At 44.8% G+C, this 13,655-nt stretch carries 8 protein-coding genes; 5 read left to right on the top strand and 3 right to left on the bottom strand.

The features are described from left to right. Positions 1-13: 13 nt before the first annotated feature. Positions 14-1,765, top strand: a complete 1,752-nt coding sequence (locus ACNQO6_RS11785; RefSeq protein ID WP_440209068.1) for a tannase/feruloyl esterase family alpha/beta hydrolase — start codon at positions 14-16, stop codon at positions 1,763-1,765. Positions 1,766-1,921: 156 nt separating this feature from the next. Then, positions 1,922-2,620 carry a DUF1826 domain-containing protein gene (locus tag ACNQO6_RS11780; RefSeq protein WP_440209136.1) on the top strand — a complete coding sequence of 233 codons (699 nt, stop codon included), beginning with the start codon at positions 1,922-1,924 and terminating at the stop codon, positions 2,618-2,620. 58 nt (positions 2,621-2,678) lie between these two features. On the opposite strand, the gene cas3f is transcribed toward ACNQO6_RS11780, so the two are convergent. The 3 genes from cas3f to ACNQO6_RS11765 form a co-directional block, all read right to left on the bottom strand. Next, positions 2,679-5,918: a type I-F CRISPR-associated helicase Cas3f gene (gene cas3f / locus ACNQO6_RS11775; RefSeq protein WP_440209067.1), complete on the bottom strand. Its 3,240-nt coding sequence runs from the start codon at positions 5,916-5,918 to the stop codon at positions 2,679-2,681. Between the two features lie 112 nt (positions 5,919-6,030). Next, positions 6,031-6,390, bottom strand: coding sequence for a hypothetical protein (locus ACNQO6_RS11770; RefSeq protein ID WP_440209066.1), 360 nt, complete (start codon positions 6,388-6,390; stop codon positions 6,031-6,033). 102 nt (positions 6,391-6,492) lie between these two features. Then, positions 6,493-7,524 carry a LysR family transcriptional regulator gene (locus tag ACNQO6_RS11765; protein WP_005287465.1) on the bottom strand — a complete coding sequence of 344 codons (1,032 nt, stop codon included), beginning with the start codon at positions 7,522-7,524 and terminating at the stop codon, positions 6,493-6,495. A 195-nt stretch (positions 7,525-7,719) separates the two neighbouring features. Here ACNQO6_RS11765 and ACNQO6_RS11760 point away from each other — a divergent pair, with 195 nt between their 5' ends. Genes ACNQO6_RS11760 through ACNQO6_RS11750 form a run of 3 tightly spaced genes read left to right on the top strand, consistent with a single transcriptional unit; the run spans position 7,720 to position 13,611 of the window. Beyond that, on the top strand, positions 7,720-8,943 hold the full coding sequence (locus ACNQO6_RS11760; protein ID WP_440209065.1) for an efflux RND transporter periplasmic adaptor subunit: 1,224 nt from the start codon (positions 7,720-7,722) through the stop codon (positions 8,941-8,943). A gap of 5 nt (positions 8,944-8,948) precedes the next feature. Then, positions 8,949-12,128, top strand: a complete 3,180-nt coding sequence (adeG, locus tag ACNQO6_RS11755) for a multidrug efflux RND transporter permease subunit AdeG (protein ID WP_440209064.1) — start codon at positions 8,949-8,951, stop codon at positions 12,126-12,128. Positions 12,129-12,138: 10 nt separating this feature from the next. After that, positions 12,139-13,611: an efflux transporter outer membrane subunit gene (locus ACNQO6_RS11750; protein ID WP_440209063.1), complete on the top strand. Its 1,473-nt coding sequence runs from the start codon at positions 12,139-12,141 to the stop codon at positions 13,609-13,611. Positions 13,612-13,655: the final 44 nt, after the last annotated feature.

The following is a 13,655-nucleotide window of genomic DNA, read 5'->3' as shown; positions in this document are numbered from 1 at the left end:
AGGATATGAATAAATGAATTACACTAATAATAAACGAATTTTGACCCACTCCGCTTTAGTGCTTGCCATGCTTGGCGCTTTGACAGGCTGTGGAAGTGATAATGATGAGACAACGGTTCCCTCAACAACCAAACCACCGCAGTTGTCTCCTGCTGTTGGCGTAAAAATGACAGGAAGCTGTTCAGACTTACTTGAATTTCAATACAACAATACAGTCATTAGCTCAGCTACCCTTCAAGAAGCAGGCACATTGACTGTCGCCAACAAACCGATTGGCGCTCATTGTTTAGTCAAAGGTTATATGGACCAACGTGTAAGCCCTGTCGATGGACAAACTTATCAAATTGGTTTTGAAATGCGCTTACCTGTTGATTGGAATGGCCGTTTTCTCTATCAAGGCAATGGTGGAACCGATGGTAATTTAGTCCCTGCAACGGGTCAGGTTGGTAGCGGTGGTCCACTGACCAATGCCCTACATGATGGTTTTGCTATTATTTCTTCCGATGCCGGACATAACGCTTCACAAAATCCAATGTTTGGTTTAGACCCTCAAGCTAGAATTAACTACGGCTACGGTGCGATTACCAAACTTACGCCTATGGCAAAAAATCTAATTAAAACCGCCTATGGTAAATTGCCAGACCGCTCCTATGCAGGCGGCACATCGAACGGCGGGCGTCATGCCATGATTGCTGCAACCCGTTTAGGCGATCAATATGATGGAATTTTAGCAAGCACACCGGGTTTTCACCTACCTCGTGCAGCCGCGGCTCAACTCTACACAGCGCAGCAGCTTCGTCGCGTCGCAACAGATGAAAATGACCTCAGTACAGCCCTTACTCTTTCAGAACGTAAAGTATTAGCAAAAGCGATTTTAGTTCGATGCGATGCACTAGACGGTGTTGCAGATGGCTTGGTTCAAGATGTTGAAGCTTGCCGTACAGCTTTTGATATTCACCAACATGTACCCGTTTGCTCAAGCACAAGAGATGGCACATGTCTAAGCACCGAACAGATTGATGTATTAGCCAACATTTACCGCGGCCCTGTAAACTCTGCTGGACAAGCACTTTATGCAACCCAGCCTTTCGACCCCGGTTTAGTGGGAAGCAACTGGGCAAGCTGGAAATTTGAATCTTCGGTAGGCACAGCACGTGACCCCGTTGCAGTCGGCATTCTTTTTCAAGTTCCACCAGACCCAACCGTGACTCAAAACTCTAGACAATTTGCCTTTAATTTTAACTTCGATACCGACTATCCAAAACTCTCGGCAACTAATGATATCTACACCGAAAGTTCGATGTCATTCATGATGCCACCCGATGAACTCAATCTAGATAAACTCCGTAATCACGGTGGGAAAATGATTGTAGTACAAGGCACAGCAGACGGCGTTTTCTCTGTAGATGACACTCAAAATTGGTACGATCAGCTACTACAACACTATAAAAATGATACAAAAGGTACAGTACCTGAATTTGCACGTTTCTTTAGAGTTCCGGGCATGAACCATACCCGTGACGGCATCGCGACCGATCAATTTGATGCATTAACGGCTTTAGTCAACTGGGTCGAATATGGGCAAGCACCTGACGAAATCATTGCGACCGCACGCGGCGCAGGTAACCCAAGTGGTCAAGTAAATACTGAGCTTCCACAAGACTGGGCACCAGACCGCACCCGTCCACTTTGCCCTTACCCCCTGATTGCTCGTTACAATGGTCAAGGTGATAGAGAAAAAGCTGAAAACTTTAGCTGTAAATAAGTTCGTTGGAACTAAAAGAGAGCTTATTTAAGCTCTTTTTTTATTTCCAAGAATTATGTCCTTGAACAAAGGTTAACTCGCTATGAAAGAGCTAAATTAAAAATCGTCTAAAACTCAGTGTATATTACTGCGGATGGTTTCTTTTTTACTGCTGATATGAACAATACATTTTCTGATCACAAGCAAGTCGGTGTGGTGTCTACTTTCTCTGAACTGATTAACACGCATTTCCAAGGAGAAATGAATGCGCTTTGCTGGCATAGAAATCCGGTTGGAGATTTTAAAGAAATCGTGACTCAGCTTCAGTTAAAAGAAAATGTTACTGAAATTTCGGCAGAAGACCTTTTAGCACTACACCTTTCAGAACAAGGAAACCTAGCGAGAACAATGATCTTGCAGGATATACAGTTATTGACTGATCTTGGCGCCTTACCTACTCTTAATTTAATTGAAAGTTACCAGCGCGATGACGAACTGGATTTCATTTCAACAGATGTCTATTCCTATCATGTCGATCGGTCGCCCATCGCAACGGACACATTTTTATGCACCTATCATGGTGCTGCTAGCGAAATCCTGCCCAATGATCAGGTTGAGCAAAAAATTTTAATCCCGGAAATTAGAGAACAACTCAGAAAATTACATGACGGACCGGAAGCTGAATTTGAGCATTTCTTGCAAGAATACTTTTTTGATTTGCATTATCAGGCCCAGCCTGATGCTCAACCAGTCAATTTAGGAATCGGACATCTTTGGCGCTTGGCTGTAGATCACCCCACCCAACAGGTCTTGCCTTGTGTTCATCGAGCGCCAATTGAAAAAGAAGGCGAATATCGGTTGCTATTGATTTGTTAAGATAAAACTATGTGGTAGTTAATAAATCTATCCTTATGCATAAATGAAAATTTTATATTTAACTTTTTTGCATCACCCCAAAGCCATAATCATAAGACCAAGTCGGCACTTCATCTCTATTGTAAGGTGTTAAAGATATACGGCAGCCTTGCTCAATGGCAATATGGTACTCATCACAATAATCTTGCATGTGTTGTGGATCGAGAGCTAACCATGCTTGTGGTTTAGCAAGAATTTCTTCGAATTCCACTTGATTCCATACCAAACCATATTTTGGATATTTTAAAGTTTTCGTCGCTTTCTCATCTAAACCATACACTTGCTTTTTAACAACTAAGCTATCAGTCCACTCAAACCTATAGCTTTCTTGATAATTACGTTCACGTAAAGGCGTTAAATTATAAATATTCTCTGTCATGATACTGGCATCTACATCCGAACGAGAAAATAACTGCTCCCCTTGATCATTAAAGTAATTTTGGCAAAAACTTCCTATTTGTTGGTCATCATATTTTGCAAACAAACAATTTACTTGATCAAAACGTAGTCGGGCATTAATGACTAATTGAGATTGATGATCCCACGGTAAAAGTTCACTTAAATCTTGAGGTGAATATGTTGATATATCTGATGAACCATACCCTTCATAGCCAGGGTATACAAATACAGGGCGACGCTGCTTACTGTGTTGCTTACGTTTTTCAATGTCTCGTTGTTCACAATAACGATAATTCCACTGTGGAATCATAATATTGGGTTGTTGTACTTTTTCTAAGCGATGACGGTTCACTCGGCCAGCCGTTTGTACAAGGGATTGTACACTTGATGCATCAATAATTGCCCAATCAAAATCATGATCTCGCCCGACCTCTTCCACTGGTGTTGCAATCACAATAAATGGAATATTTAGAGAATTAGATTTCTGAATGAGATCAATCATTTCATCATCTTGCTCAATCTGCTCATTACCCGTTTTTCTTTTCTTACCGTCTTTATGGCGTGTTAAAAGCTGATCTAAACGTTGCTCTTTATAAAATCTTGAAATAAGCCAGTCATTTGCATGATAACAAGCGATGTTTGCCTCAGGTAAATGATCTGATAAAAATTGGGCAAGCCGAATTGCATGTTTAATATTGGCAACCCGTATAAGTCCCAAAGAAATTTTCTTTTCGGCCTTTTTAAAACTCCATGCATGCGCTTGATGAAGTTGCTTTACTGCCTCTAGTACTGACTGTTTCCACGATAAAACGGTCGTTTCAGGTAATGAAAGCAACTGAGCCAATCGATGAGTAGGCTTAGAGAGCAAGTGAACTTGTAAATTATCCAAATGCTTTTGGTAGTTTGTATTAAATTCTGATTTTTGATTTGATCGTTCTAACCAGACCTGTGGTTTAAGCTCATTATCAATAATTGCAATGATTGATTTTTTCTTATTTCCATACAGAGCCGCCCGCATCTGTCTACCTGACTCAAATGCTCGATGAATTGTTTTGGCAACGGTCAGTGATAAGGTTGCCGACGAACAAATCACGTTCCGACCATACAAAGCAGCGAGCTGAACTAAACGCAACACGGCAATGAGTGCTTTAGGTTCATAGCCATCCACTTCATCTAAAATCAGGTCACTACTCATTATTCTAAGTAATGCTTTAACGTGATGTCCTTGTCGATGTGGTTCACCCGCTGCAATCAGATAATCAATGGTTGACACCAGTAATGGTGAAGCAAGAATGGTTGTTTCCTTTTGATCTAAAGCTTTACGTCCATTTTTTTCGACCGTAAATAATGAATGCAACCATTCAGGTAATTCACAGTCCTCGCCCCAAGCATCAAACATAGGCTCAGGATGATTTTCATCTTCATCAACGAATTCAATTTTCTCTTTACTTTGATCGAATAAAGCCTGAGTAACAGTATCACCAATAATCACGGCAATTTCATCTTCCGATAGATTCATCGAGGTTTTAAGTGCATGCCCAGTCTGCAAAGTTAGAGAACGCAAATTAAGCGCAATCGCTAGTCTTGGGTCATCTGGTCGTAAGGTACAGGCGGCGCGCAAATTCATACGGGTTTTACCGCTTCCTGTCCCTGCAATATTAAATACCAGTGCCGGTGTTTCAGGGTGCTTCTGTATATGTTTTTGCAATGCATTTGCTGCGATATTTTGCCATTGGAAACGTGAGTGAGTTGTTGGCTGGCAAATGTATTCAACCGTTTGTTCAGATAGGCCAGATAAACTCAAATCAGTCATCATTTGAACTGCGATTCGTGAAGCCCGATCTCCGACTTGGTGTAAATGCCATTCTAGTGGTTGATCTTGTAATTTGGCTTTCTTGTCTGGGTCTATAGTTTTAAGCTTGGTATTGGCAAATAACGATATATTTTCAGGTTTTTGCAAAGAATATTGCTGGGCCGAGACAATATGATCGGCATGAATCAGCGCTGCTCGTGAATGTAGTGCTAAGGCTTTCCAATACAAAAGCTGGTCTGTTTTTTGTTTTGGTATTAATGCAGTTAAACGCTGCATACGTTTTTGATGGCTTTTAAAAATAGAGTCTGGTAACTCACCGGCACAGCTCATTTGCTCACGACTTGGAACTAATGTACGGACATGATTTTCATAGTGAGGTAATGCGAGTGGATCATTTTTTAAAGCTTCTTCCACGCCTAATAAGCCATGATGTGTCACAATCAAATAATCGACTGCTTCTAATTCATTTTGGATTCCCTGTTCTATTTCTTGCCGTTCACCTAAAGTAAATTTATCTAGCCCCTTATCCAAGTTCTTCCAGGCAAGCTGCCAGTCCCATCCATTTTTTCTGAGTTGTTGCAATAATTTTAGAGACAGCCATTCATGTCGAATATCATCTTTAATTTTTTGCCCTGCCATTTCTGGACTTAATTTGTTCTGAAAATGTTGTGAGGCTTTACCAATATCATGCATGTCCCCTGCTGCACCTGCCAACAAGCTACTTGCTTTGACCCATTCATTTAGCATCAATAACTTTTGTTGTTTTTTGGTCGATGCAACTGGATATGCACCGTCATGGGCAAATTTATGTTTTGCTCCCACAACCCATGCCAGCTTCATTCTTCGTACACCAAAATTAATGTAAGCGGCTACCGCAGTTTGTCGAGTGGCTACTTTTTTTAATGCACTACGAATTTCTTTTAAGCCATCCATTGTCATTGGTGCTTGCCAAGACGAATGTCCTGTACGAATAGCATAGCTATCCAAAATCGCTCTAGTTTTCTTTAAAGCTCTTTTTTCACAAGCCGAGATGAGAATGACATGCATAATTTATTGTTAAAGTTTAAATATCATAAAAATATAATCTTTTGTTTTAAAAAGAGAAAGTTTTTATCAGCTTAACACAACCTTTTAACGACAAAATACGTCGTCTTAAACATTAAATGGAGATTTCTAAATCATCTACACGATGATTTAGAAAAGTCCAGCGCTTAAACCATGCAAGCATGATCAGTTCCTCATCGCGTAGATGATTTAGAAATCTTGAGGAGCACACCACGTACGACAATGATTGTTGCTCATCGCGTAGATGATTTAGAAATGGTGTACTGAGGCAACAAAACCAGTACGGCCGTTGCTCATCGCGTAGATGATTTAGAAACTGAATGATCGCCCAGTAATAGTACTCAGCAAGTTCGTCATCGTGTAGATGATTTAGAAAAGCATGTCCAGCATACGAATTGGGGGTATCTGGTTCGTCATCGTGTAGATGATTTAGAAATGGGGAGATTCGCTCCATGAGTTTATTAATCTGTTCGTCATCGTGTAGATGATTTAGAAATAACTAGGAGCTTCAATATGTCACAAGTTCAAGTTCGTCATCGTGTAGATGATTTAAAAATCAAGTCTTTAAGGCCCTTGCTTCAGCAATATTATGCTGTTCCACCAAAGTACGAATGGTATATTCATGACTGCTTTTCTGATCACAAGCAAATTCACATTTCTGATCCAGCGGCAAAGCACTTCCGCCTAATAATGGACATCCTGCAAACAGCTCCGCCACCCAGTCAACAAAAACCCGAACCTTGTGCGATAAATGTCGACTCTGCAAATACACTACCGAAATCGGCATCGGTGCAGGTGTCCATTGGGGTAACACTTCTTTTAAAGTCCCTGCTTCAAAATGATTGGTCAGCATATAACGTGGTCCTTGAATCAGGCCAAAGCCTTGTAGCGCCAAATCGATATAGGCATCGCCATCATTGACAGACACCTGCCCATTGACACTGACACTCTGGATCAGGTCATCGACCACAAAATCCCAGTCAAAATTACGTCCAGTACGGCTGGAGAAGAAATGAATGGCTTGATGATTTTTTTGTAAATCTTCAAGTGTTTTCGGTTCACCATATTTTTCTAAATAGCAGGCCGATGCCGCTGTTGCACACTGAAACGTACCAATACGGCGGGCAATGAGACTGGAATCCTGCAATTCCCCCACCCGTATTGCACAATCTACCGCCTCACCCACCAAATCGACCGGGCGATCATTCATGCCAATGACCAGATCAATATCCGGATAACGTTGATGAAAATCTCTCAACCTTGGAATCAGAATCAAACGACCAATCGAAACGGGAACATCAATCCGTAATCGTCCCCGCGGCCCTCGCTCCTCATCATGGAAAGATGCTTCAATATCTTCTACGTCCGCCAAAATTCTCAAGCTACGGTCATAATAGACTGCCCCATCGGGGGTTAGGCTCAGTTTACGCGTGGTTCGATTCAGCAGGCGAACCTGTAAATGTTTTTCTAAAGCCTGAATCGTCGTCGTCACCGATGCACGTGGCAGCCCCAGACTATCCGCAGCCAGACTAAAGCTGTTGGTTTCAACCACTTTATTAAAGACTTTCATTGCATGAAATAGATCCATGGGCCACTCCCATTGATGCATTTTTTGGATTTTATGCATCAATTATTATAAAAATACGAATAGTGTTATCAAATTTAGTATATTTATTCGTAATTGACAAACTTTTATGCTCCTTCCATTCCATAAACCTGTTTCTCCCATACAGACCACAACAAAAAGTCTGAAAACAGGGATTCAAATAACCAGGAGCATTCCATGTCACTTTCCCGCAAGCAGCTGACGCTGTCTGCTGTCATTATTGCCGTTTTTGCAACAGGTGGCAGTTTTATTCTCTTCCAAGAAAATGCAGATGCCAAAGCCACTTCAACAGCAAACACACCGCCAGCGGCAACCGTTGATGTAGCCAATGTCGTCAGTCAGACCATTACAGACTGGCAAGAATATTCGGGACGTCTCGAAGCCATCGATCAAGTCGATGTCCGTCCCCAAGTCTCAGGCAAACTGATTGCCGTGCATTTTAAAGATGGCAGTTTAGTAAATAAAGGCGACCTGCTGTTTACCATTGATCCTCGCCCTTTTGAAGCAGAACTGAATCGTGCCAAAGCGCAACTAGCTTCTGCTGAAGCCCAAGTCACCTATACCTCAGCAAATCTAGACCGGAACCAGCGTTTAATTCAAAGTAATGCGATTGCCCATCAAGAACTTGATCAAGCGCAAAACGAAGCCCGTACAGCCAATGCCAATTTACAGGCAGCCAAAGCAGCCGTTGAAACTGCCCGCCTAAATCTCGAATATACCCGTATCACGGCCCCAGTCAGTGGACGCATTTCCCGTGCCGAAGTCACGGTGGGTAATGTGGTTTCCGCAGGTAATGGCGCACAGGTGCTCACCAGCTTGGTATCCGTTTCTCGTCTTTACGCATCTTTCGATGTCGATGAACAAACCTATCTAAAATATATCAGCAATCAACGCAATTCAGCCCAAGTCCCTGTTTATCTTGGTCTTGCCAATGAATCTGGTTTTAGCCGTGAAGGTTATATCAGTTCGATTGACAATAATTTAAATACCACATCAGGTACCATTCGTGTTCGTGCCACCTTTGATAATCCCAAAGGGGTGATGCTTCCCGGACTGTATGCCCGCATTCGTCTGGGTGGAGGACAACCCCGCGCAGCCATTCTGATTAGCCCGACTGCGATTGGTGTTGATCAGGACAAACGCTTTGTGGTCGTTGTCGATGCGAAAAACCAAACTGCTTATCGCGAAGTTAAATTGGGTGCTCAGCAAGATGGCCTACAAATCATCAATAGCGGTCTGCAAGTGGGTGATCGCATTGTCGTAAATGGTTTACAACGCATCCGTCCAGGTGATCGTGTCAAACCTCACCTCATTGCTATGCCGAATCCTCAAATCATCACCGATAACACAGCACAACAACCTCAGCCTTCAGAAAAAACCCCAATTTCGGCAAAAGGTTAACCCTTATGAATATTTCCAAGTTTTTTATTGATCGCCCGATCTTTGCCGGGGTGCTGTCCGTCTTGATTCTACTGGCAGGTCTACTCTCGCTTTTCCAACTGCCGATTTCAGAATATCCAGAGGTGGTACCTCCCTCTGTGGTGGTGCGTGCCCAATATCCGGGTGCCAACCCTAAAGTCATTGCTGAAACTGTTGCTTCTCCACTGGAAGAATCCATCAATGGTGTAGAGAACATGCTGTATATGCAGTCTCAGGCCAACAGCGATGGCAACCTGACCATTACCGTCAATTTCAAGCTCGGGATTGATCCCGACAAAGCCCAGCAACTGGTCCAGAATCGGGTGTCTCAAGCCCTCCCACGTTTACCGGAAGATGTACAACGTCTCGGTGTGACCACGTTAAAAAGTTCACCAACCTTGACCATGGTGGTGCACCTCACTTCTCCTGACAACCGCTATGACATGACTTACTTGCGTAACTATGCCGTGCTCAATGTCAAAGACCGTTTGGCACGCCTGCAAGGTGTAGGTGAAGTCGGCCTGTTTGGTTCAGGCGATTACGCCATGCGCGTGTGGTTAGATCCACAAAAGGTGGCGCAACGCAATCTCACAGCGACTGAAATCGTCAATGCCATTCGTGAACAAAATATTCAGGTTGCCGCAGGTACTATCGGTGCTGCACCAAACAATTCACCTTTACAGCTCTCGGTGAATGCACAAGGCCGTTTAAGCACCGAACAGGAATTTGCCGATATTATTTTAAAAACGGCAGCAGATGGTGCCGTGACGCGATTGGGTGATGTGGCCCGTGTAGAACTGGCCGCTTCACAATATGGTTTACGTTCATTGCTGGACAATAAACAGGCCGTGGCAATTCCGATTTTTCAGGCACCGGGTGCCAATGCCTTACAGGTCTCTGACCAAGTGCGTAGCACCATGGCGGAACTGTCCAAAGATTTTCCAGCCTCAATTAAATACGATATGGTTTACGATCCAACCCAATTTGTGCGCTCAAGTATCAAAGCGGTGATTCATACCCTGCTTGAAGCGATTGCACTGGTGGTTGTGGTGGTGATCCTGTTCTTACAAACATGGCGCGCTTCAATTATTCCGTTACTGGCCGTACCTGTTTCAATCATTGGGACCTTCGCCTTAATGCTGGCCTTTGGTTATTCGATCAATGCCCTGTCCCTATTCGGGATGGTGCTCGCCATCGGGATTGTGGTCGATGATGCCATTGTGGTGGTGGAGAATGTCGAGCGGAATATTGAAGCAGGACTCAGTCCACGAGATGCGACTTACCGTGCCATGCGTGAAGTCAGTGGGCCGATTATTGCCATCGCCTTGACCTTGGTTGCCGTGTTCGTCCCTCTCGCTTTTATGACAGGGTTAACAGGGCAATTCTATAAACAATTCGCCATGACTATTGCCATCTCCACCGTGATTTCGGCTTTCAACTCACTTACCTTGTCTCCTGCTTTGGCCGCCATGTTGCTGAAAGGTCACGATGCCAAACCAGATTTTTTAACCCGCGTGATGAACCGTGTTTTCGGACGCTTCTTTGCCCTGTTTAACCGCGTATTCTCACGTGCCTCTGATCAGTATGGTCGTGGCGTCAGTCGGGTGATTTCGCACAAAGCCTCAGCGATGGGTGTTTATGCAGTACTACTCGGCCTGACCATTGGTATTTCTTATATCGTTCCGGGTGGCTTTGTCCCTGCACAAGATAAGCAATACCTGATCAGCTTTGCCCAATTACCAAATGGCGCCTCACTGGATCGAACCGAAACCGTGATTCGTAAAATGAGTGATGCTGCGCTGAAACAACCCGGCGTAGAAAGTGCGGTGGCTTTCCCTGGCTTATCCATTAATGGTTTTACCAACAGTTCCAGCGCAGGGATTGTGTTTGTGACCTTAAAACCATTTGCTGAACGTAAAGCGGCTGATCTTTCTGCCAATGCCATTGCAGGTGCTTTGAATCAGAAATACGCTGCGATTCAGGATGCTTATATTGCGGTCTTCCCGCCACCACCGGTAATGGGTCTCGGCACCATGGGTGGCTTTAAACTCCAGCTGGAAGATCGCGGTGCTTTAGGCTATGCCGAGTTAAATAACGCAGCCCAATCCTTTATGAAAGCAGCACAATCTGCACCTGAATTGGGGCCGATGTTCTCTAGCTATCAAATCAATGTGCCACAACTGAATGTCGATCTGGATCGGGTCAAAGCCAAGCAACAAGGCGTTGCCGTGACCGATGTATTTAATACCATGCAGATTTACCTCGGATCACAATATGTGAATGACTTTAACCGCTTTGGTCGTGTCTATCAGGTGCGTGCCCAAGCGGATGCGCCATTCCGTGCCAATCCTGAAGATATTTTACAGCTTAAAACCCGTAACAATGCTGGGCAAATGGTACCGCTGTCTTCGCTAGTCAATGTGACCCAAACCTATGGTCCCGAAATGGTGGTGCGTTATAACGGTTATACCGCAGCGGATATTAACGGGGGTCCTGCACCGGGTTATTCATCCAGCCAAGCCGAAGCCGCGGTTGAGCGCATTGCTGCTGAAACCTTGCCACGAGGGGTAAAATTTGAATGGACCGATCTGACCTATCAAAAGATCTTGGCAGGTAATGCCGGATTATGGGTGTTCCCGATCAGTGTGTTATTGGTGTTCTTAGTCTTGGCGGCGCAATATGAAAGCCTGACCTTGCCATTAGCCGTGATTCTGATCGTCCCGATGGGTATCTTGGCGGCACTAACAGGGGTTTGGCTCACAGGCGGAGATAACAACATCTTTACCCAAATCGGCTTGATGGTACTGGTCGGGCTGGCCTGTAAGAATGCCATCTTGATCGTGGAATTTGCCCGAGAATTGGAAATGCAAGGCGCGACTGCATTCAATGCTGCGGTAGAAGCCAGCCGACTACGTTTACGTCCGATCCTGATGACTTCAATCGCCTTCATTATGGGTGTGGTTCCACTGGTCACTTCAACCGGTGCCGGTGCTGAAATGCGTCATGCCATGGGCGTTGCGGTGTTCTTTGGCATGATCGGAGTGACCTTCTTTGGTTTGTTCCTGACACCTGCCTTCTATGTATTGATTCGTACCCTGAACAGCAAACATAAACTGCATTCGGCAGCTGTGCATGAAGCACCACTGCACAGTTCACACGATCACTAAGGAGCAGGATATGACAGGACTAAAGCCCCACTGGATACTCTCCTCACTCATAGGAAGCCTGCTGCTTGCAGGCTGCTCATTGGCACCGGAATATCAGCCAGCCAAGGTGATTATTCCGCTGCAATTTAAAGAAGCGGATACCAGACTGGATGATCCCAACTGGAGCATTGCCCAACCCGCTGATACACAGTCTCGCGGTGAATGGTGGCGTATTTTTAATGATCCACAATTGAATGATCTGGAACATCAGGCCATTGCGGGTAACCAAAATCTAAAAGCGGCAGCAGCCAATATTCAGGCATCACGTGCCTTGAGGTCTGCTGCACAAGCTGAACGCTTACCTAGCATCGGCGCAGGTTTTGGGCCAACCCGCCAAAAACCCTCACCTGCGTCTTTAGGACTTGATTCGGATGCATCTACATCTGCACGTACCTTATGGCGGACACAAGCCAATGTCTCCTATGAACTGGACCTATTTGGACGGATTGCCAGTAGTGTCAATGCAGCGACCGCAGATGTACAGCAACAGGAAGCACTTTATCATTCAGCACTATTAGCACTGCAAGCAGATGTAGCGCAGGCTTACTTTCTGATTCGCCAATTCGATGCTGAGCAAGCCATCTATGCGCAAAACATCAAGTTACTGACTGAGAATCAAAATTTGATCCAAGCACGTTATCGCAATGGCTTGGTCAGTGATCTGGATGTTTCTCGCGCACAAACCGAACTCTCGACCGCCCAAAGCAATGCGCTCAGCATTACACGGAATCGAGCCAGTACCGAACATGCGCTGGCGGTATTACTCGGTAAAGCGCCTGCCGAATTTAGTTTAGCGCTTCAACCCTTGTCTGCTACGGTGATTCGCCTGCCTGCGGGTTTACCTTCGAGCTTGCTGGAACGTCGTCCCGATATCGCTGCTGCAGAACGCGCTATGGCCGCTGATAATGCACGCATCGGTATTGCCCGTGCTGCCTTCTTTCCCAAACTGGATCTCACCGGTGCGCTGGGTTATGAATCAGCAAGTTTAGGAGATTTGGGTAAATGGTCGAGTCGAACTTTTTTACTCGGCCCTGTTGCAGGCACAATTTTATCTTTACCGCTATTTGATGGCGGACAACGTAAGGCGGGCGTTGCTCAGGCACGTGCAGGCTATGAACAAAGTGTCGCCAATTATCGACAGACCGTGCTGAATGCGTTCCGTGAGGTTGAAAATGGTTTGTCTGATCAGCGTATTCTGGATCAGCAGATTCAGGCACAAGGGCAAGCACTTGCATCATCCCGACATGCCAATCAGCTTTCACATTTGCGTTATCGTGAAGGCAACATTAGTTATCTGGATGTGATTGATTCTGACCGGAGTATCTTGCAGCAAGAGCAATTCGCTGCTCAGCTTCATGGCAGTCGAATGATTGCCAGTGTGGATCTCATCCGTGCTTTAGGTGGTGGTTGGCATACAGGACAAGCGGAGTTGGCACGGCAATAACGTACATTTAGAATAGATTAAAGCCCCATCATATATGGGGCTTT

The sequence above is a fragment of the Acinetobacter calcoaceticus genome, from assembly GCF_051947995.1.
Classification (GTDB): Bacteria; Pseudomonadota; Gammaproteobacteria; order Pseudomonadales; family Moraxellaceae; genus Acinetobacter.
The sequence above is the reverse complement of the archived record's forward strand: the minus strand, read 5'-3'. Positions and strand labels throughout refer to the sequence as shown.